Here is a 26,176-nt window from a genome sequence, read left to right as displayed (position 1 = left end):
CTCCGCTCGACTATCAGAGAAGAAGAGCCACCCTTTAGACCCCTGCCTGCCCCTGACCCATCAGAGCTATCTGAAGTCTTGGTCAGGCACTCTTCCAATTACGACTGTATTTATGTACAGTAGTTTTTTTCTAGGGAGAGAAAGCCATGCTTAAAGGTAGTTGCTGCTGCGGAGCAGTGAAGTTTTCGGTGTCGAGTCCTCCGACAATGATGGGAACATGTCATTGCTCTCGTTGCCGAAAGGTCGGAGCAAGTACCTTCGTCTTCGTAAAGCGCTCATCGTTCGAGCTGATTTCCGGCTCGGACTCCATCACCACCTACAAGCCTGAAGCACCTTATAAGTACAACAGGTGCTTCTGTTCGCACTGCGGAACAGCATTGGGCGAAGTGACGTCAACCGCCGAGTCGTTTCCCGTGGCTGCGAACTGTATCGATGAGGCGTTGACCATCACCAATCTCTTCCATGAGTTCGTCAAGGAAAAGCCTGGCTGGTACGACATCTGCGACAGCGCCAAGCAGTTTCCGGAACATCCGCATCAATAAGACGGCCCGACCAGGGCTTTAACCTGGAAACTCGCATGTGCCACGGCCAGGTTTGGCCGAAAGCTGCCTACCGTGACTGACTGCAATGAGTCAATTGCGGACATTCACCAGAGGCTACAATTCAGCCCCAGACCACAGCAACTGCCTGCCCTCATCAAACGCAGGCTCATGAAAAGGAAGTCAACTAGATGGATATACGTTGCACCTCTCTGGACGAAGTCCGTCAAGGGATCGATGAAATCGACCGCAACCTCGTTTCGCTTCTCGCCCAACGGGGCCGGCTTGTGACGCAAGCAGCTACCTTCAAGAAAACGACCGATGATGTGCGTGCGCCTGCTCGGGTCGAGCAAGTGATAAGGAAGGTTCGTGAGATGGCTGACGAAACCGGTGCCTCGGCTGAAGTTGTGGAACAAGTATACCGAGCGATGATCTCGGCCTTCATCGCAGAAGAACTGACCGCTCATGCGAAGTTAACCAACCAGCCTTCAGCATCTTGATGACAACGCGGGGCTCGCACGCAGCCCCGCCGCTTTCCCTACTCACTATTTCTGGCTTAACGCTGCAATCGAAACGCCAGAGGCGACAAAGGTGAGGCCTGCGCCCACGTTTAGCCCATTCACCAACCGTGGTCGCTGGTACAGGTAGCGAGATAGCACTGTGGCGAAAATGCCCATCAAGGCAAAACCCAAAGCTGTGAGTACAGCAAACCACACCCCGTAAACCATCATCTGCACGCTGACCGATCCGCGAGCCGGATCGACGAACTGGGGAATGAATGCCAATACGAACAAGCCTGGCTTCGGGTTGAGCGCAGCCGAAAGCAGACCTGTCAGAAAAATGCTGGGTAAAGATTGCCGGGACACCGGCTGAAAGCTGATCAAGCTGCGAGCGCGCAAGACCTTGATGCCGAGCCAGAGCAGATAGCCGGCACCAATGAGTTTGATCACCCAAAAAGCGACCACCGAGGTTTGCATCAGTAGGGTCAACCCTAACGAAGCGGCTGCGACGTGAAACAGAATGCCCACGCCTGACGCTATCCCGGATACGGCTGCTGCGATTTTGCCCTGGCTGAGACCACGGCCAATGGCCAACAGATTGTCAGGGCCCGGCGCCAATACCAACAGCACGCAGGCGGCAGTGTAGGCAAACCACACATTCATTGGAAACACGGCTCTCTCCTTAAGCCTGATCAAGCAGCCATCCTGACGGTGGGGTGTGCCAATGGCAAGGAGGAATCTCAAGGATTGTTGGCACTGATGGGTTTAGACGTGCTGAGTTGTGCAAGTCAGCAACGAACGTTATGTCCGCTATCGGGCGAAAGCGGCCACCCTGGCAGTCGGATAGACCCAAAGCGGTGCACTTCGCCAAGGTAACTGTTCTTGATAGCCAGGGGAGGCTGCCGCTTCGTCTTACCCAGCGGCCGGGATTTCGGCTTTCATCAGGTAGCGATCGATCATGTTCTTGACTGCGTGCCGCCACGGTTGGCGCGTTCGATCACGCCGGGCTCAGCCAACTCGGTCTCTCGTCGCTTCGCCCAGGCTTGAGAATGCCCCTAGAATCAGCCTCAAAGCTACAAACCACGCGCCCTGAGCCGTCACGCCGCTTCAGCGTTGCACCGATGATAGATTGGATACGCAACGCCCGTATTCATTGATCAAAACCGATATCGTGTGCATTTTGTGTTCTTGTAATCCTACCCACCCGGTACCCATTTCTCGATTTGTTGGACTGGTCGGCTGGACTCGACGCTGTGATCGATAGTGCCAACTCCGGCATTACCGACTGACACTACCTATAGATCTCTCCCCCTGGCCATCATCGAGTGTGGGGATAAGCTGAGCCCGCAAAAATGGTCGAGGGATGAGCACATAGCAGACAACAATCAGGAAGCAAAGCAGCCTGTGATGGATGTGGCAACCCTGGATGATTTCGCCGACATAAATTCCGCATCAATCCTCGCCATGGGCGATTCGCTTCATCCACCAGGCAGATGAACGTCCGCTTTTTCTCCATGCCAGGGATTGGCAGCATCAGGCCTGAGCCTGTTTGTGCCGGTCGGTCGTTGTTTGATTATAGCTTGCTTGGCGACTGCCCATAAGAGGAGAGCACTGGCGCCTGCCAGGGTACGGAGGCATCAGGAAATTTTAACTTCCCTTATGGTGTGAGTGCTTTATCGTAGGCGCGCAATTAAAGAGACGGTAACTTAATTCGCGCCGGAGCACAATACCAAAAATTTATTTTTCTTTGATTTCCGTGTTGACTGTGGTTTCATGTTCGCATTAATTCTAACTACGGGAAGTTAAATGAGAGATCGACAGGCACAAATACTATTTTTTGAAAAATATGGATTAATGGTTGACTGCTCAAAACTAAGCGAGCGGCAAATAGACAGATTTCTTTGTATATTCCCTCAACCGAAATTATCTAATAATGAGACTCTTGGAGATCTATTCACAGCTGCATTCGGAAAGGGCGTGCACCTTCCAGTAGCCACCCCTGAGTACCAGCGACTACCGTCTCAAACGCCAGTTGAGTCAGTGCAATGCCCAAGTCTCTACAATGGCCTAGTTCGGCAGCTCCGGGCTCGTTGGCAAAAAAGCGAGAATGATCTAAAGGCTGAGAAGTCACATAGCCATGCCTCTCTGGAGTCTCTTAAGGCTGCACACCAACTTGAGATTAAAAAGGCCGAAGATGCAGCATATGCGAAAGGGCTTCTTGATGCGGAAAAAGTTTTCAAGAGGAAGATGTTAGTTGAAGCTACGGCTGCACTTGAGGAGGTAACTGAGCAGCTGGATTCTTACACCATTGGAATCCGCGATGACCTTGATGAATGCATTAAGACGATTGAATCAAGCCCGGTAGATTCCTCCATAAGTGTCTACAACCTGATAATTGAAATTTCAAAGAGGTTTGCAAAGAGGGTGAAGCGTACTCGCGACCTCCAATCATCTACCTAAGACTGTGACTGGGTGGATCGCTAAGAAAGGCGTGGCTTTAAGAGAGTTCCGATCCACGCAATTGAGCGAACAATGCAGGAGACTGCTCACACAGCCAAGAAAACTGGCGATAAATCACTTTAGGGACATACTTTTCTGGCTGTGATTTTCAGCTATCACTCAAATCCACCCGGGCCGATGATTTCACCCCTTAAATCATTATGGATGTAAGAGGTCGCTAACTCTTAAAGCCTCACTGCTGGCTACTCATATCACCTTCGACGAATCCCTCTCGCAGGGGGATTCTCAGGCATCGATTGAATAGGCTCCTTGGGGCAGTTCAGTGATCTCGCTCCCACAGACTGCGAAACCACAATCAGGAAAAGCGAATTCACACTACCCTACTGCGAATCCGCCTGCGCGAAGTCAGAAAACGCTTCTTTTGCTGATTTCGTACCCGAGATGAAGTCAGTGAATAGCCCCTCAAGCCCGCCCTGCAGGCTGTCTGAGACTGTGTCTGTCAGCGTGGAAGCAAAAGCCCACTGGTTTTTTATGCCAACTGCTCACCCTTTCCTATCGAGCCGAACACAAACTTTGATTTATTCTGATCAAACACATAAATTGCAGCAAGAGGTACAGCCGTCACAAGAACTCCAGCCAATACATCAGCGACCGAATTATTAAACAAATTGAGCAGCGGAACCTTGATCAAGGCTTTGGATATTAGGTTGGCAACGTAGAGACCGATCAGCGTTGACGCCGCGCCAAAAAGAACAACCGCAATCTGTCCGTATTTATCTTCAGCATTGCTCAGCATCACGCGCACGCAGCGTACCGTTGACAGTGTGCATTCGCGAATAACGGAAAGCACGAGCGCTGGCAATTTAACAATCATCGATATCAGAATTTGTGGGAGCGCGCTCAACACACCAGCAACACCACCTTCAATGCCCGCCTCTCTTGCTCGCCTCGTGATCTCGCGCTCTTCAAACCGAGCAGACAGCTTTGCTAACAAATTAGCACGACGCTCTTCCAACCCTTCCATCACGCCCTTTTTGTCAGTGATCAGCCCCTTCTGCGTGATGTCTTTGATCTCATCTACAAAGATGTCGGCAGTTTCAGCGACAATGAGGCCTACGACCTGCTGAGTTGCCATTCTCACGCCGGCACTTGCGGTCGCTAAACCGACTTCTTTCAAGGCGTCCAGTCGCATTGCAGCCATTTTTTCCTTGGCTCGATCATACCTTGCGAGGGCGTCTTTCTCGCTGATAGTCACCTCCCGATTGCTTTCACCAATAGTAAATGTAAGCAGATCAGGATTATCAGGATCTCTACGCCCTCGGTCGGCAATGTACTGCTTCAGATCAATGTCACCTTTAGACCGGTTTAGTGATTGGTCTGCGAAGATTAAATTCTCGCCGTAATTCATAGACTCAATGATTCCATCGTCATTTGTTGCAAGACGAAGGAGAAAATCATTATAGATCTCGCTTTTAGGGATAATGTGCTCAATATCCGTAGCATATGGATCTAGCCTATTCGATGAACTAGAGTCGTATCCATTTTCCAAAGTTGAAAATGCGGGCTCACCGATATCCCGCCGCCCAGGTGCAAATCTCGCCGACTCTCGCTCCCTATCCAGAGCTGCAAAATTGGCGTTATCATGAAGATTATTTTCTTTCTTGAAGTCTTTGTACTCCATTGAAAGATTGGAATACTTGGCTTCATTACTCTGATCTAAACCGGACATAATTGGGGACAAACAGAAAGCAGCGATTGCCCTACGGAGGGCCTCTTTTTTTGTTTGTTCAAAAATATCATCAACGTCTTTTGGCCTTGCTGGCAGTTTCCCCTGAATCTCAGCAACAATCTGATCAGTCTCTTTGTCGATCTCAAAGGTCTTGGTAAAGAGAGTCGAAACCTTTTCTGTGCTGAATGATGCGTAATCTTTCACACGCTCAGTAGAGCTGTAATAATAGGCACTAGTAGCAGAGGCAATGCCGAGATACTTTTCTTTTGTCCCATCGGAAATTAGAACCAACTGTTCTTTCGCCGACACCACGACACTAGTACTTTCAGCAGCCCAGACTATCTCATCAAATACTTCTTTCGTATTGTCGCAGACATTTGCAACACCTTTAGATACGCGCCTGGAATAATCCACGGTTCGATCAGCCGCATCAGACAAAGCTTCTTTACTACTGGTTACTACCTCGGAGAGCTTGTCGCTAATTGAATAAAACTTCCCTTTAAAAAAGCTCATCTATCACTCTCGCTTAGTGAAAAGTGGTCACCAGATACCTTGCTGAACGACTGTCACGGGCCGTTTCCACGTGAGTCGGTAAGCCAAGGTGTCCCAAGCATGATCATCGGGCCCCTTGGCTACGGCATCCGGCTGGTCATCATCGCGTTGCAGGAATGGTAGCGTTTTGATAGCAAATCTGCACGACTTGAAGAAGTAGATGTGCGGATTGCTGGGATCCTGGGTCTTCGTGGCGTGCAGGCGGTCGAACATGAGCTGCGCTGATGTCACTCGGGAGCCGGGACTCTTGTCCGAATTGACGAACTCCATGCCAGCAGCCTTTAGCTCTTTTGCAACCGTTGGAGCATTGCCTTGGTCGACCTTCGAGCCATTGTGGATCTGGTTGTCCGCAGGGCCCGCTTGGACTTTCTGGTGGTGTTTGAGGACGGTTTCGAGCAGCTTGTTCTCGCGGAGCTTCAGGCGTTCGCCGATCTGTTTTGCCGAAAGATAAAGGCCGGCGTCGGCCTTCGTTTGCTTGCCTGTCTTCGCGTCGATCTCAGTACCGTAGTCCTCACCTACAACGATCAGCGTGCCCTTGGGTGGACAGAAAGTCCTACCGTTCACTGTGATGGCCTCACCGTTCGTTTCCGCGTACCAGAGGCAGCAGAATGGTGTCGACTGCCCGAAGTCGAAAGATCTATCAGTCTTCCAGTTCCGGGGATATCGAAAGGCTCAAGAATCAGGTGTTCTGCAGACCAAACGGGCCCAAACATAGCGCCGGTATCGACAGCTTCCCAGTCGCCTAGGCTCTGTACGAAAAGAGATGTCGCAAACACCGCATGGAACAAGCTAGTGAGACCATGGCGGTATAGCTTTTCGCGAGCTTGTCGAAGCGTGTCACGATGCGGCGGTTCTCTTTCAGCCAGCCAAACATGCGCTCGATGATGTTGCGCTGTCGGTACTTAGGCCAATCAAACAGTCTGGGTAAACCAGGCTTGGGCTTGCGCTTCATCGAGCACATCGGGATGACGGGCTGCATTCGATATTGGTCGCAGTAGCGGCGTAGCGCTTCGGCGTCGTAACCCTTGTCAGCGAGCAACCATTTGCAGCGTTTACGCGGGCGGCCAGGTTGGCTTGATGGAATGCTGACGTCGTCCAGCAATGACTGGGCATAGTTGATGTCACTCGCTTGACCGCCAGAGAGGAGGAAGCGCAACGGTGTCCCGTTGGCATCGCAGAGCATATGGATTTTGGTTGTCAGGCCACCGCGACTGCGACCTAGAGCGTGATCGGCAGGCTCGTCAGGCCCCCTTTTTTCCGAGCGCCAGATGAGGCTCGGGTTGCGCGTACGGCGGTTGAGTCGATCATCCAGGTTTGCAGATCGATCAAGCCTTGCTCATTCAATTTCAGGTGCAAGCGTTTGAGCATTTGATCGAATGTCCCCTGATTTCGCCAGCCGCGAAACCGTTGATACACCGTTGACCATGGGCCGAAGCGCTCCGGCATATCTCGCCATGCAGCACCCGAGCAGAGCACCCAGAGCACGCCATCGAGCATCAGACGATCGCTCAGGCGCGGTCGCCCTCGACCATGAGTTTCGATGAAGAGATCGGCGACCACACCCCAGGCCTCATCCGAGAGTTCGTAACGCTTTGCCATCACCAAATTCCTTTCCGTTGATGGCCGGAAACCCTACAGAATTTCAGCTTCCGAAGGGCACCGATTGGGTTTCTTGGGATTTCGTACAGAGCCTAACACGCCCTAGGATTTGCCCTAAATTTGCCCTAAGAATTCTCGTACCTGGAGCATACGTAAGGATGACCAAGCCTTGACCATAGCTGACACCCTTGAACTGTTGCATCTGAACCAAGTCGCCATCAGAGCAGCTCTGGAGGAAATCTCACTATGGGTGAGCCATCGCGGCTCAGTTCACATACATGAAAACGTCATGGCCGCATTAGCGACCCTCGACATCCATGCTGAGGCGATCTCATCCGGGGTAGCACTCCTGCGGGCATGAGCGATCCCGCAAGTAGCACGCCGCTGACAGATGCCACATGATCAGCGCCGATAATGGATTGGGCCTATTTCCCCTGCTTGGGCGTTGATTGAAATAGCGCACAGCTTACCGCAACTTTTCCCTTCGAATGCTGCTAACCTTGTCTAGATTATGCAGAGACATTATCGGTAAGATCTGTGCACGCTCAGACTACCGTTCCATAGTTTTCGAGCAGACTCGAACACAAGGAGTGCAATTACAATATGCAATTTATTAATACCTGCATTTTCTGTGACAACAAATCACCTTCCAAGGAGCACATATTTCCACAATGGCTTAAGAAGATAATAAGAGAAAAGGTACCGACTGAATTCAACCGGAATTTACTAATCAATGATGGATTCAACAAGAGGCTTCAAGTATTCAAAAAGAGCGCAAACAACCCCATTCTAAGCACCCAGACAAAAAAGGTATGCAAGCCCTGTAATAATCAATGGCTGAGTAATTTTGAAAGCTCAGTCATCCCCATCTTTACAAAGCTCTCAAAAAATCAGCAATCCGTAGAACTAACTATCGAGGATCAAGCCCGCTTGAGTATGTGGGCAGCACTTCTATCCATCAAGTGGGACCTCACCGACACAAACACATCAGGCCACACAAACTCTGATATTAAATTTATTTACAATCATCGAACTTTGCCTACAAGTTTTAGAGTATGGGTAGGCTACAGCAAGGATGATGGCATTCAAGCCTTTCACAAAACGATGATTCTCGGAAAAAAGAATGAGGCACCACCAACAGCACCTAACCTAAGATCAACAGGTCTTCAGCTTGGAACCATTACATTATACATTCTAAGCCATGAAGATAACGTTTACAGCGAGCTTGAGCAGGCCAATCATTACAATCAACGCCTAGTACAGATATGGCCAACCAATGCCAATGTCTTCCTCGACCGCTCAAAAATGAAAGAAAATGACGATCCGGACTTAAAAATCACAACACTATTCTTCGGAATGCAAGATGACTTCAAATTCAAATCCAGAATGCTGCAAGCTTTCCCCGAATTGATTCAGACCCTTTATCTTGAATGAGGTTAGGGACTTGAGGCCGCCGATAGGCTATACAGGCCACTATTGAGCAGTCAAAATAACTACCCTCGCCTGAGCGAATAGTCCCTTTCGGGCTTAAAGCGCCCCAGAACTCACCCTTAAGTTACCCACAAAAATCTATGGCACTAGGAGTCCATCATGGACGAGAAAGCCGCAATAGCAGGAGATATCCTAGAGCTGCTGCTACTCAATCAAACTACCATCAGAGCAGCACTGGAAAAGCTTTCCCTTTGGATTAGTCAACGTGGCTCGATCCATATCCATGACAACGTCATGGCGGCCCTGATGACGCTGGACACCCACGCGGAAGCAATCTCGATCGGGATCGAGCGTCTACGGGCTTGAATCAGCAAAGCTGCCCACAGCCTCCTATGTTAAACCGGGCGGCCGAGCTAACCCCTGCTGCGTCATACCTCCAACACTGATGGATCGCGATGCTGCTTCTAAGAGGCCAATAAAGACGCCGCTTACAGGGAAAAAGCCCCACCACTTACCAACTCTGACTTCGTCCAGTCTTATCAAATCGGCATAGGCTGAGCAAACCCTACCTTGACTGAAACGCCTCGATCCGCTGATGATGACTCGAAGCGGTGGAAACGCCTGTGAACTAGGGACTCCAGCTTACTACGAGCAGTCTTTACTTGGTCCTTGCTGCTGGTTACAGAAGACAAGGACTTGGACACGCTCATCCTTTAATCTTTTTCGGTGGACATATGGCTAAAGTCAAACAAACCCAAGAAGAAATAATGCAGCATCTTAGGGACAATATGAGCTTCTTAGAGGCCTCAAGTGCATCTTTTGATGCCGGCTTTTTTGGTGAAGCAAAACGCCTTGCTACCACTATACGCGTTCTTGTTCATGACACCGATAGGTCACAGTCGCTCCTTAAGATTTTAAATATTAAGGATAGAATGGGATATCTTAAAACGTCACATGATTACGACCCGACGAATCTCCTAAGCCATCACGGACTGGTGGGACACTTCTTTTCAAACACAGGAGTGACATACAAAGCTTTTCTGGGGGATGGCCCACCTATCCGCCCTACAACCTATATCAATTTTCACGACTGGTGGAACGAAATTGTTATTGTCGACTCGTTGAAAGCCACATTCTCACGTCGAGATTTGATTTTGGCGCTTTCAAACAAAGACGGGGGGGCGCATGTCGACCCCAGCATTGATGAAGACTACGCACACCTAACACGCGGCAATAGTGTTGGCTGGATGGTCTCTGATAATGAAGGAAGTAAGCCGTTGCTTGATATCGAGCTACATAGCACCCGCCAAATTGCGTACGAACTTTCCACTTCAATAAAACGCCACTTGGCACAACAGGCTACGTCGTAGCGCTGACACACTGCCTGGACGATGGGGCCAGTAACCGAGACGCCCCTAGTCTACGCTATCGTTACGTCTTACGTGTAGTGTACATCGGACGTGCTTCCTCGTAGGCTGATTTGTAATCCAATTCGAGCATGATGCGGCTAGCCAAAAAGGTGTCGACATCTGAAATCTCCGGGCCAAATTTAACAGAGCAAATCTCTACGCAATGCCCTGCGGGAATGACGAACTCTAGATAGAAAAACTCGTGCTCCAACAGTTCGCAACCAGGTATCCCTTCGAAGGCCTTCTCAACAAGAGGTGGCCCCTCCCCCTCCACTAAGACACCGTCGCGATAGACCCTAGCGCCGGTAATTATTGCAGGGCCAAGCCCATCATTGCGAAGGTTAAGCCGATAAATTCCATCTTTCGTCCACGAACTGTGGCCAGCGAGATATGGACGCACACTTAATTTGTTATGAGCACGTGCAAGACGAGCCTGCCATAATGTGGTTCCTAGCGCCAACACGGATATGCAAATAGCTAACCAAGTAGCTAAATCAAACTTGAAGCTTGGTGACATCCCTACATATTCAAGTACTACAAGTAGCACCCACCCCAACACACCAAGGGCCAGGAAACCCCATAGGCCCCACGCCGTCGCCGCCTTCATGCTCTCGGACATACTGATTTTCACGACAATACTCATAGGGAAAATGCTCAGCTTAATTCTACTTAGCGTAACGCCTAGTACGAATCGCAAGCCAGAATCAGCCCACCCGCCACAACTGATCAATCTTAGTCGTGTACGAACGGCTCATCATCTCTCGGCGCATCCCCCAATCGGGGGTGCAGGGGACGCTCGCCGAACGCAGAGTGCCCCGGCCGTACTTCCCATTTATCGCGTCTAGCACCGACATCAGTTGGTCGCAGGCCACCGACTGCGTCACCGCGAACAGGTCATCGGTGAATTCGCCCGGCTGCCGTAGATCCATCAACAACACCTCGGCTTTGCTGTATCGATACCCTGGCCGGTAGACCTGCTCCACCGCCTCGGTGGCGGCCCTGGTGAGCAGCAACGTATCGTTGGTGGGATACGGCAGCTCGACCAGAACGCCCTTGGCGTATTTGGCTTCGTCCGGGTTAAACATTCCCGTGCGAATGCTTACTCGCATTCGCTTGCACACAGAACTCTGCCCTCGTAGCCTCTCGGCCGCCCGCCCGGCGTAGCTGGCCACCGCCTGTTTTATCGGCGCCAATTCACTCAAGCGCTTGCCGAACATGCGGCTACAGCAAATCTCCTGCTTAGGCGGCGCAGCCTCCTCGAGCTCAAGGCACGGTGTGCCGGCGAGCTCCCTGGCTGTCTTCTCAACGACCACGCTGAATTTCTGACGCAGCGTCCATGGGTCCGTCTTGGCCAAGTCCATCGCGGTGCGAATTCCCATTGCCTCAAGGTGCGTCGTCAGCCGCCGGCCGATACCCCAGACTTCCTTGACCTCGGTGTTGCGCAGCAACCAGTCCCGCTTGAATGGGTCGCAGATGTCGACCACGCCTCCGGTCTGCGCCTGCAGCCGCTTCGCAGTGTGGTTGGCCAACTTCGCCAGTGTCTTGGTACGGGCGATACCTACCCCTACCGGGATGCCGGTGCACTTGAGCACCTTGGCCCGCACCTGGCGACCAAACTCGGTAAGGTTGCCCTGAACCCCGGTCAAATCGGCAAAGCATTCATCGATGTAAAGGAAAGATTATCAGCTATAGACACACTTCCGCACCTTGTCGCCTGTGGTGTGAGCCTGCAGAGAGGATGTCCATAGAAAAGCATCAATTCCACTCATTTTTTCGATCTATGTCCATAGCTATCAGATCTCTATCAAGCAGTAGCCAACCTATGCGGGGTTGCGAATGTGCGCAGTCTTCTGCCCGGTCCCTGCCAGATGGCAGAGGATCAGCTAGGATGCCGGGATAATTCTGGAAGCTGCATCGAGGGCTGAGTGTAGAAAAATGGTAGAAGTACAACCTGCAAGAAATCGCCAAAAAATCTTTGCCCGAGACCCGTTACCCGATCCTTCAAGCACAGGTACCCAGTCACCTCACCGAGTCGCTGGTTTCAACTATTCCGAAGGAGGGCCAGTGCGATGACTGGAAAGTGGGATCTGATTGGTCAATGGTTTCGCAATCGCCGAGCTGAGCCAGATGCGCCTGCCCAGGCAGGCCAGCAAGCTGAGCTCGGTTCTGAGACTCCAATTCGCACTAAAGCGGATGACCGGCTTCGCAGAGCAGGATATGCAGTACGCATAGCCGGTGTGCTATCAGAACTCAGTCCTCGTGAAGGCCGCGTATTCGCGATTCGCGGAGGCTGGGGATTTGGGAAGTCATCACTCAAGTACCTTGTGATTGAACAGCTCAGCGCCAGGATCAATGGCAATCAGGTTCACTGGCTCGATTTCAACCCTTGGCAATGGGGCGACGGCACCGCCATCACCCGCGCACTGTTCGGTCAGATTGCCGACCAATTAGGGGGCGACCATTCACAAGAAGCAATCGAACGCGCTGAAGCTTTGCGGCGCTATGGTGCGATTCTCTCTGGTGCTAGCGCACCGCTAAAATCCGTCAGCGGAGCGAGTCAAAAGATATCGTCCATTTTGACCAATGCTTCGGTACTCTTCGTTGCGTCAGCCATAGGTTTTGACCTTCCTAAAGCTGCTACGGTAGCTGCCGTTTTCGCGGGCTTGTCCCTTGGAGCTTCGTTGCTCGGGCGCTATTTTAAGCATCTTGGACGCGACCGAAGCGGTGAATCGCTAGACGTAATTCGCAAAGCGCTAGAGGAAAAGTTGCGTGAGCTAGAACGCCCGCTAATTGTCTTCGTCGACGACATTGACAGACTCGAACCCGAACAGATTCGGGTTCTTCTGCGGCAGGTTAAAGCTAACGCGAACTTGCCAAATATCGTTTTCGTTCTGCTTTTCCAGCCCAGTATTGTGGAGAGCGCCCTCAATCCAGTGGCAAACGGAAACGGCCGCGCCTTTCTTGAAAAAATCGTGCAAGCTAGTTTCGACCTCCCTGCGGTTCCAACCCACATGGTGCATCAAATTTTCGGGGAGCAGCTGTCCATTCTGGCCGGTCGCTATGCGACCGAGGATAACGGTTTCTCAGACGTCCGGTGGGGCAATGGCTTAATCGGCTGCATACAACCTCGGTTGCGGAACATGAGAGATGCCCACCGGCTTCTTTCGTCTATTGCGGTGCATCTCCCTCTGCATGCATCCGGCGAATTTTTCGAAGTGAACCTAGTGGATTTCCTCATTCTGGAAACGTTACGCGTTTTCGAAGCAGACCTACACGAAGCTCTATTTGAAGAAAAGTCATTGCTCTTGCAAGAACGTCGGTTCGGGATGGACGGGCAGAGAGCCTCCGTGCAGGAAGCGACCAATACCCTGCTAAACATTGTTCCGGAAGAGCGGCGCCAACTTGCCCGAGATGCCATCAAAGCGCTGTTCCCGCCTCTTGAGTGGGCGCTGGGCGGCACTCAATACGGTGATGGATTTCGTCAGGAGTGGCTGGCAGCCAAGCAGGTTTGCACTGCTCGCTTCTTCCCGCGTTATTTTGAGCTGCAAACTGCGACTGGTGAGATTTCTGAACGTCGTTTCATCGGGTTTCTGGAAGCAGCTTCGTCGGACGAAAGTCTTGCAGCCTCGATCGCTGAAATTGAGACCGATGGTTTGTTGCAGTCGCTAGTCACGCGCTTGGACGAATCGGTCGGGCGAGTTCCGGTTCAAAACGCTGCGGTTCTACTGCCTGGATTGTTCACAATTGCCCAGAAGCTCGTTCGCTTCGATGGTGACCCTTTCAGTTCCCCTTGGGTTTCAGCATGGCGAGCAACCTCGTGGTATTTGAAGGCTATTCCGAAAGAGGAGCGAGGCCGCCTGGCGACAGAAGCGTTGCGAGAGACTAAAGCGCTTTCTGTTGCAGGCATAATTATTCACCTGAATGACCCCAACGATCATAAGGATGTAGCCGACTTCACCCCGGCACTCGACTTAGAAACCCTCGCTGCAATGAAAGCCATCTGGCTGCATTTGATAAGAAGTCGTGCGGCTAGCTCTCAAGGTTTGCTTGCCGATCCTGATCTGGTATCTCTGCTCTATCGATGGAAGCATTTCACTGGATCTCTTGCCGAGCCCCGCACGTGGATGTCGGACGCAATCAAAACCGATGAAGGCTTTGTGAGCATGGTTCGAAGCATGATGAGCACTGGTAGAAGCCACACGTCGGGCGATCGTGTCTCTAAAGTGCACAACATGTTCAGCAAGGAGGCTCTAGAGGACTTCATAGGCCTGGACGTAGTGATTGCCAGATGCGATGCCATTGATCCAGACCATTTCCCTGAGCATGAGTTATCGCTAAAGACTCTACGCAGTCACTTGGATGCTTGGAGCCAAGGAAAAAGCCACCTGATGTACATTTAACCTGCAATAAACCACGCTCCCAGTTGGTAGCTGCTGATTGTGGCCAACAGCTACCAATTCGAATCACGCATGAATTTTTTTCTGCAAGCTGTCGCTGATGCCCTGAATGAAGATCGAATGTCAGGCCATAACCATTCCTCAATCGCTTCGACAGGCCGAGAAGCTGCCAACGGCAACTTCAAGCCGATGACCTAGCAGGCAGGTATAGACTTACCAAGGGAGTGGTATCGCGTTCGCTCCATTTCTGCCAATGAACTGAGATGGTGCGCCATTCTTGACCTCTCCCCGCGTGTTAAAGCGAAGATTCGATGTCATCAACACGCAAGCTTTGATCGCACGAGTGATCCCTACGTAGTGCAGATTTAGGCATTGAATTTCATCCTGGAAAATAACTTGACCATATGTACCCGGCGGATACAGACGTGTAGGGATCACATGATCGTAAAGATCAGCATGAAATACCAAGTCGAATTCCAATCCTTTGGCTTTATGCAGCGTCATGATCTGAATGGCGGCATCATCGGCTCGTTGAAACCATCGGAGTTTGTTGGCATCCCCACAAATGAGAGCAAGCTCCATTCCACCATCCGCAGATGGCTGATGCCCCAGCAGGCATGTGGCAGCATCCAGTACGGTCTGAACCAGGTGGCATTCAAGACAAGACCTACAACTCAGTATTGCTCTACGAACTGCACGCCGTTCGCGGGTGGCGAGCCTGGGCAAATTCGCTCGATCAATCAACGCCTCGGCAGTCTTCTGAAGGTCGTAACGCAGCCGCAATAAGTCCGAGAAAAGGCTTGCCTCAGCAGCCGGCGTAGCCGTGAAAGGGCTATCCTCTATGAGGCGGTGCGTGAGCTCCAGATTATCAGCAATCAAGCGCGCTGACTGCTGATGCCGACACAAAATTGCGACCTTGTCCGCCGAAGCAACTTGGTAATGCTGCATGAGATGGGGAATAGCGGTTCTCAACCAATTCCCAATCGCTCTTTGATCACCTATAACTGTCTTGATGAACACCCGCTTATCGTCTGTCAGAGCGATAGGATGGTGTTCATCAAGCAATCGAAGTGCGAAATCGTTGATCGATGGGTGGCTGCGAAAGTTCGTGGTAATGGCAAAAGGGGCAAAGCCACTGCCGTGTGCCGTTAGCTCAAGCAGGTAACGAGGGTCCTTGTGCGCGAACCCATAGATCGACTGATCACTATCGCCCACCGCAACAGCCATTAACCCCAGAGCCTTGAGCCTCAAAAACAACTGATGCTGGAAATGTCCGCTGTCCTGATATTCGTCGATGTACACCGCGCGATACCGCGCGGTTATATATTTTTGACAAGCCGGAGACTGTTCGATTATGTAACGGGCCAGCATGCCCACAGCTTCAAGCGGGACGAACCCCTGCACCAATGCCTCATGTAGGAAAGGCAGAAAATCGGCTGTGTTGGCAACGGTCGCGTCAAGGACCGGAATTGCCGGCAGCATTCGCGTCACCGCTTCAGGCAGCTCCCGGAGCTTTGCCGTCTTCACGTTAGTGGCGACAGGCATCAACTGCCGCGCGAACGGAAAGACGATCTCGCGCAGACAGAAGTCATCGATCGTGCCAAAAAACGAGCTTTTCACATCAAAAGCGTCGGCTTTGCTACGGCGCTCCAGCTCATCGCTTGCTTTATTCGTGAACGAGATGGCGATGATGCCTTGATAGGGGCGCAGCTCGGATACGAGGCAGCGAACCTTGCGGGAAAGGACACTGGTTTTACCACTGCCAGGACGTGCCACGACAACCATGTCGCCCACATACTCAATGGCCTGCTCTTGTTCCGGGCTGGGCTTGAAGATGGTCATCACCAAGCCTGCCCTGCAGCGTTGAGGCAGTACATCAGCGGCTTCAACAAATCCCCTTGCACTGGTGCGATGAGCTGATCCCCGCAGTGTTCAAGGAATTCCTGCATGCGGATAGCCTTTTTGCCCTGCAGGTAATCAATAGCTTGAGCCAGAGTATTGCCTTTAAAACCTGCCAGTAGCGCAGGTAGCTCAATGGCGATGTCATTCTCTAGATCGATTTTCGAGAGATAGATACCAAAAGGAGCGACAGTAGCACTCACCGCTTGCCAGTTGCCATCGGCTAAGCAGGCCGCATGGTCATATGGCACTGGCCGGTGAGCCTGAGAAGGCATCCCCGCTAACGAAAGAGCACGGTTGATACCCGCCACATGGCGATGTACCACCTGCGCTCCCTGAGGACCTAGCGAGATATTGGAGATGTCATTGTCGGTTCGCATGGCCCATGGGATTTCCAGGGCATCCAATACACGTTTGTAAACTTGAAATGCCACGCCATCCACGGACAAAAGCGATATGTTGCGGTGATCGAGATCGATCTGATGAGCTCGTGCCAGCGCGGAATAAAACAGCATTTCGGAGGGCCCCTCGACCAGCATGACCGCCGAGGCAAAAAATGCCTCCGCCGGAAGGATACTGATTCGGTAGCCGAGCCCCGTCCAGGCATCGTCAACGCAGGCGGAGCAGCCCTTACTGGCAGCTCGGGATGCGCCGTTGTCTCGTAGCAGCCGGACAATAGAGTCGGGCCGATAGCTTGCCGCGATCTGTGGAGAGTGCGAGGTGACTATGGTCTGACCGGGCAGGGAACTGATGAGATAGCTCGCCAGTTTACGCTGCTGATGAGGATGCAGATGCGCTTCAGGCTCTTCAACGCAATAGATCACTACCTCGCTATTCTGATCGTGCTCAAGCACGCTTTTGGCTTTCCACAAGGCGAGCAAAATCTGGTTATTACGACCGTCGCCACCGAGCATCACCCTCGAACCGTTGGTGCTTGCCCCCAACTCCAACTGCTCGATGAATTGTTCGATGCCGATCGCCCCGGTATCTAGAGACACGTTATACCCAGCATGATGGTGGGAGAGCGCCCTCAATTCATCGTTGAGGTCTTTCGTCGCCTCAGCTACGTAGTACAGGCTCCTGACCCCATCGTTTACAGACTTCAGTAGCTCATTGAGTGCCTGTAATTGTTGAGTGTCGGCCTCTGTCTCTGGCTGGTTGCGGGCGGCCTGAGCGAGGCGCAGCAAATGCCGTTTCTCCGAGCGGATGTATCGCACAAGGTCACGTTGAGAATGGATGTACTTCAGATGCAGGTATTTCAGATAGAAGCGGCTGGAAATAACCTCCAGCGCATCGACATCATGGCCGGCCGCGATCTCATAGCGGTAATCCGGGCTGTAGCCTCGAAACTCAAGGAAAAAACACCCATTAGCACCGACATGCCCCTTAAGCTGAGAGAGCACGGCATCCTGAGTCACCTCGGAGAAGGCAATTCGGATTGAAAACGAGTCAGCCTGCGTGCCGTCTTGAGCGCAATGGAAGTCATGCGTCGACGGTTCGATATCGGCGTCTGACAAACTCTTGTCCAGCAGAAGCCGCAACGCATGGATCATGTTCGTTTTGCCGACGTCGTTGCTCCCAATCACCAAGCTGTTTTTGGCCAGATTGATGCGAGCGTCAGCAAAGTTTCGGTACCGCTTCAGTTCAACGTAATCGATTTTCATAAGTGCCGGAAAGCGTCCTGCTACCTTTGTTATGGGCTGTCGGCGATGAAATCCGGTTATTTGGACAGCCACAATCTGGGACATGTAGTTCGCGGAGTCATGCTAGCCTTCGAAGTATCAAAGAGCCAGCAGCACGTAACCGAAAAGTCACTCTCCATTTTGGCCAGTTCCGCTCCTGCGGCCGATCAAGCGGGAGTCTTCTCAGATCCACAAGAGATTACCCTCCTGGCCTGCGCAGCGACTTCAAGGACTGCTGGGCGAGTCTCGGCCTGGCGACCTGTGTAAGCTCATTTAGCACCACGCGTTCCGTGTGACCGAGCCAATAGCCCACCACCCACAGTCTGGGCTCACTCACAAATCGGGTCCCTTCGACTTCTACACGTCCTTGCTCAGTAACAACCCCCAGGCTGGCGAGGTGTCCCAAGGCTGGTTTGAACCCAGTGCACCAGATCACCGCATCGACTGCGATCTCCGAGCCGTCTGCCCAGACCACACCGTCAGATTAGCATTGCGCTACGTTTGGGATGGGTTGACCACCCCACCACCCAGTCGCTAGCAAAGGTGACGCTTGGCTCATCCTTGGATAAAACGAAGCAGGTCAATAGTCGGAGCGCAGATGGTGGCAATATGCCGCTGTACGAAAATGGCTACTGTCGATTACCCTTGTCGACTCGGAGCAGGTGAACAAGAAGCAATAGAACGCTTGCATTCGATTGTCTTCAGGGGAGTCAACTTCAGCATGCACGTCACTTTTGGCCTGTTCCTGGACGCCCGCCAAGGGCCGTCCCCGAAAAACTTCTTCAACACTCCAGTAGTCGGCCGCCTCGGATTTCTGTCCCTACTGGAAACCTACCTCGGTCTGAGCGCGCCGGAAGCGTCCACGGCCAAACGTGTTGCGGTCTACTCCGGCCTGCTTCGGGACCATGACAACAACTCACGCTTCTACAGTGAGTCCCTGAAGGCCGACAGCATCGGTACGGCCGCGCGCCTGCTGGCTTGGCGAGACGAGTGGCGACTCGGCGGCTGGGACGGCAGCGCACAGCCAACGCACCCTTCGCGGCTCCGGGAACTTGCCGCCATCGAGAATGCTGCGCTCGAAGTGCTGCCGCACGGAGAGGCAGAGCGCTTGCACTTGGTGGTGCAAGCTCTACGCGAGTCCGGCCCCGGCCCCATCAAGTCAGTTGCGCTGGTTGACATGCCCGAAGACTTCCCGCTCCTCTGGCGACAAGTGCTCGACTGCCTACCTGCAGTGGACGTCCGCCTTCCTGAACCACAGGGCGAAGGTCAACTCCGTGCATTGCAAGATAGAGCTCTGACCGTGCTGGCCGGCGGCGCTGCAGGCAGTTTGGCCGCGCCGACTGATGGGAGCGTCTTGCTGGTGCACGCCCTCACCGCCACGACCGCCGAAAATTGGTTGAGAGCACAGCACTCGCACCTGCCTGGCGACCGACTGGTCCTGGCCGAAGACGCCGGCGATTCTCTGGACGTCTCTCTAGCCGCAACAGGCGGGGTCAAATGTGGGTTCGAACGCCCGAGTCAGCTTCGCCCAGCGCTTCAGGCATTACCCCTTGCCATGGAGATGTGCTGGGAACCTCTCGACATCAATCGACTGCTGGATTTCTTGACCCACCCGGTCGGCCCGTTTACCCGTCGCGCGCGAAATACGCTCGCCCGCGCGCTTTCCAAGCAGCCGGGGATTGGCGGCGAGGCCTGGACTGCGGCCAAGGCTAAGCTCGCCGAAGGTGACGACGCCCAGGAAATCGCAGCTGATATCACGTTCTGGCTGGAGTCCGAGCGTTGGTCTCGCACCGTCGGAGTGCCTATCGATGCACTCATCGTTCGAATCGGCCGGCTGAAGGAAGCGATGCGTCGTCGCCTCACTGGTGAGTCCGCCGACGTGGCGAGCTTCTCGGCGGCACATCGCCAATGTACGGCCGTCCATGACGCGCTGACCGAGCTGGCCCGGCAAGGCCTGGAGAGCGTGCTGCCGCGGCAAATTGAGCAGTTGGTCGCCCACGCCACGCCTGCAGGGACAACCAACCCCGCTGCGGTGCCCCATGTCGGTTGCATGCGTTCAGCAAGCACGGCTGGCGCGTGCGTTGAGGCAGCCGACGAGGTTGTCTGGTGGATGCCGTCCACGCCTGTTCTGCCCTCCCCACTGCCCTGGTCCCCCTCGGAGGTGGAAGCGCTTACTCAGCAGGGTGTCCAACTGCGAGACCCGGCACGTGAGCTAGTGTCCCTGGCACAGCAGTGGCTACGGCCACTACTTGCCGCGCGGAAGAAATTTGTCCTCGTCTGCCCTCCTCCTCATGCAGAAGTGCATCCGGTTCGCCAGCTTCTGAAGAAGCTCATACCGGACATCGAATCTGGCATGCTCGATCTGGACATCGCCCTGGGCTCCACACTTCTCGGGACAACAGCCGAAGTGATTCCAGCTCAACCGCTTCCCACGCCCTCAAGGCAAATCCAACTCCCGAACCCCATACAGCTCAGGGATTATGCGCAATCGTTCACCACGCTCAACGAACTCTTCAACAACCCCGCCCTCTTCGTCCTGAAGCGTGTGGCTGACTTGGAGCCCAGCTACGCCCTAGCAGTGGAGGAAGACAACCGCCTGCTGGGCATCCTTGCGCACCGCGTGTTCGAGAAGCTCTTCGCTCACGACGATGCCTTGACTTGGTCGAACCACGCTGCAATCGACTGGTTCCACACTGAAGCCGACATGCTCCTGCAGACCGAGGGTGCCGTACTGCTCATGCAAGGCGCAGGTGTAAGCCAACAACACTTCCGCAAGGTCTGCGAAGGAGCCATCTGCGGTCTCCTCGATCACCTGAGGTCCGCTGGCGCAATACAGGTGCAGACCGAAGTCGAGTTCACCGGAACCCTGGGCGCAATCCCGCTGATCGGCAAGATTGACCTCCTTGTCACGCTTGGCGACGAGCGAACTGCCGCCTTGGATATGAAGTGGCGAAGCGACAACTACTACGCCGGCTTGCTTCGCTCAGGCGAGCACCTGCAGCTGGCACTCTACTCAAGCCTCATCGAACAAATGAAGGGTGTCGCACCCGCCGCGCTTGGCTACTTCATCCTGGAAAGCGGCGCATTGTACGTCACCGCTGCCGACACCTTCCCGAAAGCGCAGGTCAGAAGGCCTCCAGACGGCGTTACCATCGCCACACTATTGGACCGCGCACGCACCACTTGGAATTGGCGCAAGCAGCAACTGGACGCAGGGGCCATCCACGTCGTTCCGGAAGGTCCGACCGACGAGTTCCAAGGCCCTGACGGAACCCTTCAGGTTAATGGCCCAAGCAAGTGGGATCGTGACCACCTCGTTTTGCTGGGAGGCTGGCAATAATGCGCAACATCGAGTTCATCAGCGCAGGCGCTGGCAGCGGCAAGACCTACAAGCTGACCGAAACACTCGCCCAAGCGCTCGAGTCCGGCGCAGCTCGGCCTCATGCCATCCTGGCCACAACCTTCACAGTGAAGGCCGCCACGGAGCTGCGCGAACGAGCCCGCTCCTGGCTTCTCGAGAAGGGACGCATCGACCTGGCCACAGCCATTGGCCAGGCCCGTTTGGGTACGGTCAACAGCGTCTGCGGCCAGATGCTCAAGCGTTTTTGCTTCGAGCTGGGTCTGTCTCCAGACCAGACTGTCCTGAGCGAAGGTCAATCCAAGCGGCTGCTCAAAGCCACCTTGGCCGAGTCAATGGACGCAGCCGCACAAGCAGAATTGGTTCGACTCACCGAGCGATTTGGCATCGAGCAGGCAGACTGGTCTAAGACTGTCGAGAGCGTCGTCAAGGCCGCGCTCGACAACGACATAGCGCCAGTAGCGCTTCGCACAATGGGTGCTCAAAACGCGGACTCGATGCTCGCGAACTGGCCGGCCCCAAGTACAGGTCCAGATCCAACCGAGGCACTGGCAGCCGCGCTGGACGAGGCGCATCAGAAGGTAGTCACTTATGTCGAACAGCAGCAGGCTGCCGGCGCCAAGGTTGCAGAAAACCTCCGTAAGGGACTCGAAGGGCTGCAGAAACTGGACCGCCTCTTCCGTGAAGGCCGCTGGTGCTGGCCCGACTGGATTGGCGCGGCAGGGATTGACGCTGGCGCCAAGGTCAGGGACACCCTGGAACCAGTAAAGGCCGCTGCCCAGGCACACGAGGCTCACCCAGCCTTTCATGCAGAAGTCCGTCGTTACCTTGACCTGTTGTTCAACCTGGCAGCCGACGTTCTAGATGCCTACGAGCAGGCCAAGAAGGCTCTGGGTGCCGTTGACTTCAGCGACCAAGAGGTACTGCTACTGCGTGCACTGAGGACAAAATCAACCGTCCGCGAAGTCTTGGCGGCAGAGCTGGATCTCATCATGGTTGATGAGTTCCAGGACACCAGCCCTCTTCAGCTGGCGCTCTTCGTAGAGTTGGCCAAGCTCGCCAAGCGGTCAGTCTGGGTCGGAGACCCCAAGCAGGCAATCTACGGGTTCCGCGGAACGGACGCGAGCCTCATCACCGGCGTCCTCGGCGCAATCAAGGACTGGGGCGGAACCATAGGGAAAGCCTTGGACACCTCCAGGCGCTCCATCGAGAGCCTCGTCTCGCTCACCAACGACGTGTTTCGCTCCGCATTCGAGCCCGACCTAACGCCTGCGCAGGTTCAGTTGCAGCCGTTGCGAAAGGACATCCCAAACCAGGCCGCGCTGCTGAACTGGAACTTTGAGAGCAGTCGAAACGACACAGACTATCTGGGCCTTGGGCAGGCCGTCCATGAGTTGCTGGAATCCGGAGTCAAGGTCGAAGATAAAGAAACCAAGGAACTCCGTCCGATTCAGGCCGGCGATGTCGGAGTGCTGTGTCGCTACAACGAGCAGGTCGAGTCTGCAGTCACGTCGCTCACGCGATGGGGCATCCCGTCAGCCAGCCCGCGTTCTGGCCTGCTGGGGACCGCAGAAGCCATCTATGTAATGGCCTGCCTCAGGCGCATGAACGATCCGACCGATACGGTCGCGACGGCACTGGTTCTCACCCTTGCCGAGGGCACTCCGGTCGAGACATGGCTCCAAGATAGATTTCAGCACCTCGCCACCAACGGTGCGAAGTCCTACGAGTGGAAGATAAAGGGCGATAGTGCCCATCCGCTACTGGCCCGATTGGAAGAGCTGCGTCCAACGCTCAATGCATTGACACCACAGGAAGCACTGCGACTTGCCGCTGCTGAGTCTCAGGTCGCGAGGCTGGTAGGCCAATGGTCTGCCTCCCCTCACGAAGGCCGCAACCGACTGGCCAATGTCGAGGCGCTGGTCGAGTTCGGCAAGACATTTGAGGACGAGTCTGTTGCCGCGAAGCGGCCGGCGACCGTCAGCGGCATGCTTCGTTGGCTAGATGAACTCGCCAGCGAAGAGGACGACAATCGGGCCACGTCATCAGATAACTCAGTCTCGGTCCTCACATATCACGGTGCCAAGGGCCTGGAGTGGCCAGTCGCCGTGCTGACAAGCCTAGATGCGACGGCACGCAGTTCACTCTGGGGCGTCCGCGCCAGGACTGTTGGAGGCTTTGAGCCGCAGCAGCCACTTGCCAACCGCTTCATCCACTGCTGGCTGAAGACTTGGGGCAAACGGTCCCAGCCCCAGGCCGCCCTCAACGCCGAGGCCAGCGCCACTGGTCAAGCCATGCAGGCCGAAGCACTGGCGGAGAACAAGCGCCTGCTCTATGTCGGCCTGACCCGCGCTCGCGATATGAATGTCGCAGTATCTTTCAGTCGCTCTCGCGGACCGGGGCGAGCTTGGGTTGACGAGATTCAAGGCGCAGTCGCGCTCTTGTTTGGCGACTCAGGAACCGTGGCGCTTCCGGACGGCCGGCAGCTCTCCAGGCAGTCAAAGTCCTGGAGCAAGGACGACTGCGCAGTGGAGCCGCCTGCCAAGACATCTGAGGACTGCTACTGGTTCACACCTCGCCCACGCGTGCAGGCAGAGCCGTTGTGGCATCGACCGAGCTCTGCCTCAGGCGGCATGTTCAAGGTCGCCGAGACCGACGCCGTAGGCGTCAGGCTGAGCTTGGCAGGCAAGCCCGACATGGCGTCGTTGGGCACGGCGCTCCATCTGTGCATTGCGCGCGCCGCAGTCCTTGGTGGCGTCCCGGGCCCAGACGTAGAACACATCCTGAAGGCTTGGGCTGTGGCTGACTCTGTGGACAAGGATGCTGTTTGCGCCCAGGTCGAAGCGTTCCTGGCTTGGATAGCCAAGCGCTGGCCAGGCTATCCCGTTCACGTCGAGGTGCCCATCGAAGCGGATGGCCCGAACGGTACTCGAATCCGTGGCCGCATCGACCTGCTAGTGGAAGAGCCCAACGGCTGGATTCTGCTGGACCACAAGTCGAACCCCGGCGGTGCCGCCAGAGACGAAGACTTGGTGGCTGAGCATGGGCCACAGATCGAGTCCTATAGTCATGCTCTTCTCAGCGCGACCGGCAAGCCCGTAAGCCAGCGATGGCTGTACCTGCCGGTCGCTGCGCGAGCAGTTCGTCTGTCCTGACACCCCCAGCTCAACAGAAACACGAGGAGAAGTAAGGATGGATGTGGAATTCCTGTCGGCTTCGCAGACGCAGGCAACTCTCATAGCGCTGGTCGAGAGCTGCGAGTCGATGCAATGGGCAGTAGCCTGGGGCACCGAGAACGCAGTCTTCGACGCAGCGATGAAAAACAGCTCGAAGTTCGAGCACTTCGTCGTCGGCACCCACATGTTCCAGACGCAGCCCGAGGTTCTTGATCGAGCTGCAAGGCTAGCGGGCGCAGCCGTCGTTCCCCCCACTGGCGACCTGTTCCATCCGAAGGTCTACCTATTTCGCAACGGGAGACGCATCCGCTGTGTAGTCGGTAGCCCAAATCTCACGAACGCCGCGATGAGCCGTAACGTCGAGGCAAGTGTTCTGCTGGATGGTTCTTCAGACGATGCAGCGCTGGCAGAACTCAGTCGCTTCGTCGCAGAGGCATGGAGGGGCGCGGAAGACATCTCGCACGAGTTTCTCTATCGGTACCGCCACCAGTACGCAGCCAAGGCGGCAGCACGAGAGGAACTGACCAAGTTCGCTGATGTTCGGCCACCTTCTAGGCCGAATACCAAGCGCGCGCCACATGATATGAGCTGGGCGGACTACCTCGTGCAAGTCCGAAGCTCATCACACCCGTCTGCGCACCTGTTCAAGGAGCGCTTGGGAGTCTTGACAAAAGCACGCGCTCTTTTCGCGACCCGCATACCCTACGCGAAGTGGAGCGAGGACGACCGCAAGCTGGTCGCCGGCACTCTCGGGCGCAAGAAGTCCCAGCAGCCAGGCGTGGACTACGGGCTTTTCGGGAGCATGGGTGCAAGTGGGACGTTCGCGAACCTGGTCATCGAGGCTCCCGCAGGTCTCTCTGACGCCCTCGATTTCATCCCTTTGATGGGCGCGGTCACACAGGACGACTACGACCGCTACTGCAAAGCATTCATAGCAGCGTTCGACCAGAACGGGCGAGTCGGCGGACTGCCGACCGCGACCAGGCTCTTGGCGATGAAGAGGCCTGACGCATTTGTGTGCATCGATTCGGCCAATCGAAAGGATTTGTGCGAGAACTTCGGTGTCAGCCCGAGCACAACGAACCTGGAGAGTTACTGGCAGCGTATCATCGAGCCTATGCATGGAGATGCGTGGTGGAGACATCCTCAGCCGAGCAATGCGGCTGACGCCGAAATCTGGTTGGGACGCGCAGCGCTACTGGACGCCATCTACTACACGCCCCGCTGAGCATGCTGTTCTTCGGCCGACACAGACCGCTTCCATCGCTACGAAAACCGCAAAGTTCACCGGCCCCAAGGGCATTCTCTGCCATGAGAAAATTCTAGGTGAAGAGCCCTCCCGCGTCGCGACGCTTGCCCCTGTTTGTAGAGATGAGCTCAGTGTGATGCTGCCACAGATCAGTAACCTTTTCTGGCAGGCCCGTATGCTATAAAAACAATCCGAC

The 26,176-nt window shown here is 54.5% G+C and carries 17 protein-coding genes and 1 pseudogene; 10 read left to right on the top strand and 8 right to left on the bottom strand.

Going from position 1 to position 26,176, the window contains the following annotated elements; all coding sequences use genetic code 11:
• Nucleotides 1-146: 146 nt before the first annotated feature.
• Both CAF70_RS15665 and CAF70_RS15660 read left to right on the top strand, forming a co-directional pair.
• Nucleotides 147-542 (top strand): GFA family protein, encoded by a 396-nt coding sequence (locus tag CAF70_RS15665; RefSeq protein WP_085625601.1) that lies wholly within the window; start codon nucleotides 147-149, stop codon nucleotides 540-542.
• Between the two features lie 188 nt (nucleotides 543-730).
• Complete coding sequence (locus tag CAF70_RS15660; RefSeq protein ID WP_085625600.1) at nucleotides 731-1,039, top strand: chorismate mutase; 309 nt, start codon at nucleotides 731-733, stop codon at nucleotides 1,037-1,039.
• 45 nt (nucleotides 1,040-1,084) lie between these two features.
• On the opposite strand, the gene CAF70_RS15655 is transcribed toward CAF70_RS15660, so the two are convergent.
• The gene (locus tag CAF70_RS15655; RefSeq protein WP_085625599.1) at nucleotides 1,085-1,702 is read right to left on the bottom strand and encodes a LysE family translocator; all 618 of its coding nucleotides are present in this window, start codon (nucleotides 1,700-1,702) and stop codon (nucleotides 1,085-1,087) included.
• Nucleotides 1,703-2,845: 1,143 nt separating this feature from the next.
• Here CAF70_RS15655 and CAF70_RS26850 point away from each other — a divergent pair.
• Complete coding sequence (locus CAF70_RS26850) at nucleotides 2,846-3,499, top strand: hypothetical protein (protein WP_143491615.1); 654 nt, start codon at nucleotides 2,846-2,848, stop codon at nucleotides 3,497-3,499.
• Nucleotides 3,500-4,028: 529 nt separating this feature from the next.
• On the opposite strand, the gene CAF70_RS15645 is transcribed toward CAF70_RS26850, so the two are convergent.
• The 3 genes from CAF70_RS15645 to CAF70_RS15635 form a co-directional block, all read right to left on the bottom strand.
• Complete coding sequence (locus CAF70_RS15645) at nucleotides 4,029-5,741, bottom strand: hypothetical protein (RefSeq protein ID WP_143491614.1); 1,713 nt, start codon at nucleotides 5,739-5,741, stop codon at nucleotides 4,029-4,031.
• A 27-nt stretch (nucleotides 5,742-5,768) separates the two neighbouring features.
• A complete protein-coding gene (locus tag CAF70_RS15640) occupies nucleotides 5,769-6,344 on the bottom strand; it encodes a hypothetical protein (RefSeq protein WP_256573296.1) in 576 nt (191 codons plus the stop codon).
• A 178-nt stretch (nucleotides 6,345-6,522) separates the two neighbouring features.
• Nucleotides 6,523-7,379, bottom strand: a protein-coding gene (locus CAF70_RS15635) for an IS5 family transposase (protein WP_143491613.1) whose coding sequence is annotated in 2 segments (ribosomal slippage) — nucleotides 6,523-7,038 and nucleotides 7,041-7,379 — 855 coding nt in all. Because the reading frame shifts where the segments join, the coding sequence is not laid out codon by codon here.
• A gap of 603 nt (nucleotides 7,380-7,982) precedes the next feature.
• On the opposite strand from CAF70_RS15635, the gene CAF70_RS26845 reads away from it, so the two are divergent.
• The 3 genes from CAF70_RS26845 to CAF70_RS15620 all read left to right on the top strand — a co-directional run bounded on the left by CAF70_RS26845 (nucleotide 7,983) and on the right by CAF70_RS15620 (nucleotide 10,180).
• Entirely contained in the window at nucleotides 7,983-8,813 is an 831-nt protein-coding gene (locus tag CAF70_RS26845; RefSeq protein ID WP_143491612.1) for a hypothetical protein, read from the top strand.
• 156 nt (nucleotides 8,814-8,969) lie between these two features.
• The gene (locus CAF70_RS15625) at nucleotides 8,970-9,176 is read left to right on the top strand and encodes a hypothetical protein (protein WP_085625594.1); all 207 of its coding nucleotides are present in this window, start codon (nucleotides 8,970-8,972) and stop codon (nucleotides 9,174-9,176) included.
• 368 nt (nucleotides 9,177-9,544) lie between these two features.
• Entirely contained in the window at nucleotides 9,545-10,180 is a 636-nt protein-coding gene (locus CAF70_RS15620; RefSeq protein ID WP_085625593.1) for a hypothetical protein, read from the top strand.
• A gap of 61 nt (nucleotides 10,181-10,241) precedes the next feature.
• Here the strand turns inward: CAF70_RS15620 and CAF70_RS15615 are convergent, their stop codons facing one another.
• Entirely contained in the window at nucleotides 10,242-10,862 is a 621-nt protein-coding gene (locus CAF70_RS15615; RefSeq protein WP_085625592.1) for a hypothetical protein, read from the bottom strand.
• Between the two features lie 61 nt (nucleotides 10,863-10,923).
• Nucleotides 10,924-11,886 (bottom strand): annotated as a pseudogene (locus CAF70_RS15610) (DUF4113 domain-containing protein); the annotation flags it as partial.
• A 402-nt stretch (nucleotides 11,887-12,288) separates the two neighbouring features.
• Between CAF70_RS15610 and CAF70_RS15605 the strand changes: the two are divergent.
• A complete protein-coding gene (locus tag CAF70_RS15605; RefSeq protein ID WP_085625590.1) occupies nucleotides 12,289-14,619 on the top strand; it encodes a P-loop NTPase fold protein in 2,331 nt (776 codons plus the stop codon).
• Nucleotides 14,620-14,829: 210 nt separating this feature from the next.
• On the opposite strand, the gene CAF70_RS15600 is transcribed toward CAF70_RS15605, so the two are convergent.
• Together CAF70_RS15600 and CAF70_RS15595 are read right to left on the bottom strand one after the other, a co-directional pair.
• Nucleotides 14,830-16,458 (bottom strand): UvrD-helicase domain-containing protein, encoded by a 1,629-nt coding sequence (locus tag CAF70_RS15600; protein WP_085625589.1) that lies wholly within the window; start codon nucleotides 16,456-16,458, stop codon nucleotides 14,830-14,832.
• The gene (locus tag CAF70_RS15595; protein ID WP_047337232.1) at nucleotides 16,458-18,179 is read right to left on the bottom strand and encodes an ATP-dependent endonuclease; all 1,722 of its coding nucleotides are present in this window, start codon (nucleotides 18,177-18,179) and stop codon (nucleotides 16,458-16,460) included. The genes CAF70_RS15600 and CAF70_RS15595 overlap by 1 nt, the downstream gene beginning before the upstream one ends.
• 739 nt (nucleotides 18,180-18,918) lie before the next feature.
• Here CAF70_RS15595 and CAF70_RS15585 point away from each other — a divergent pair.
• From CAF70_RS15585 to CAF70_RS15575, 3 genes are read left to right on the top strand one after another with little or no spacing between them, the layout of a single operon-like run.
• Complete coding sequence (locus CAF70_RS15585; RefSeq protein WP_143491611.1) at nucleotides 18,919-21,537, top strand: PD-(D/E)XK nuclease family protein; 2,619 nt, start codon at nucleotides 18,919-18,921, stop codon at nucleotides 21,535-21,537.
• A complete protein-coding gene (locus tag CAF70_RS15580; protein WP_085625588.1) occupies nucleotides 21,537-24,710 on the top strand; it encodes an exodeoxyribonuclease V subunit beta in 3,174 nt (1,057 codons plus the stop codon). The genes CAF70_RS15585 and CAF70_RS15580 overlap by 1 nt, the downstream gene beginning before the upstream one ends.
• Nucleotides 24,711-24,747: 37 nt before the next feature.
• Nucleotides 24,748-25,959 carry a phospholipase D family protein gene (locus tag CAF70_RS15575; protein WP_023093042.1) on the top strand — a complete coding sequence of 404 codons (1,212 nt, stop codon included), beginning with the start codon at nucleotides 24,748-24,750 and terminating at the stop codon, nucleotides 25,957-25,959.
• The last annotated feature ends 217 nt before the right edge of the window (nucleotides 25,960-26,176 follow it).

The sequence above is a fragment of the Pseudomonas sp. B19(2017) genome (genome assembly GCF_002113165.1).
Lineage (GTDB): Bacteria > Pseudomonadota > Gammaproteobacteria > Pseudomonadales > Pseudomonadaceae > Aquipseudomonas.
This window is presented reverse-complemented; position numbering and strand designations above follow the sequence as displayed.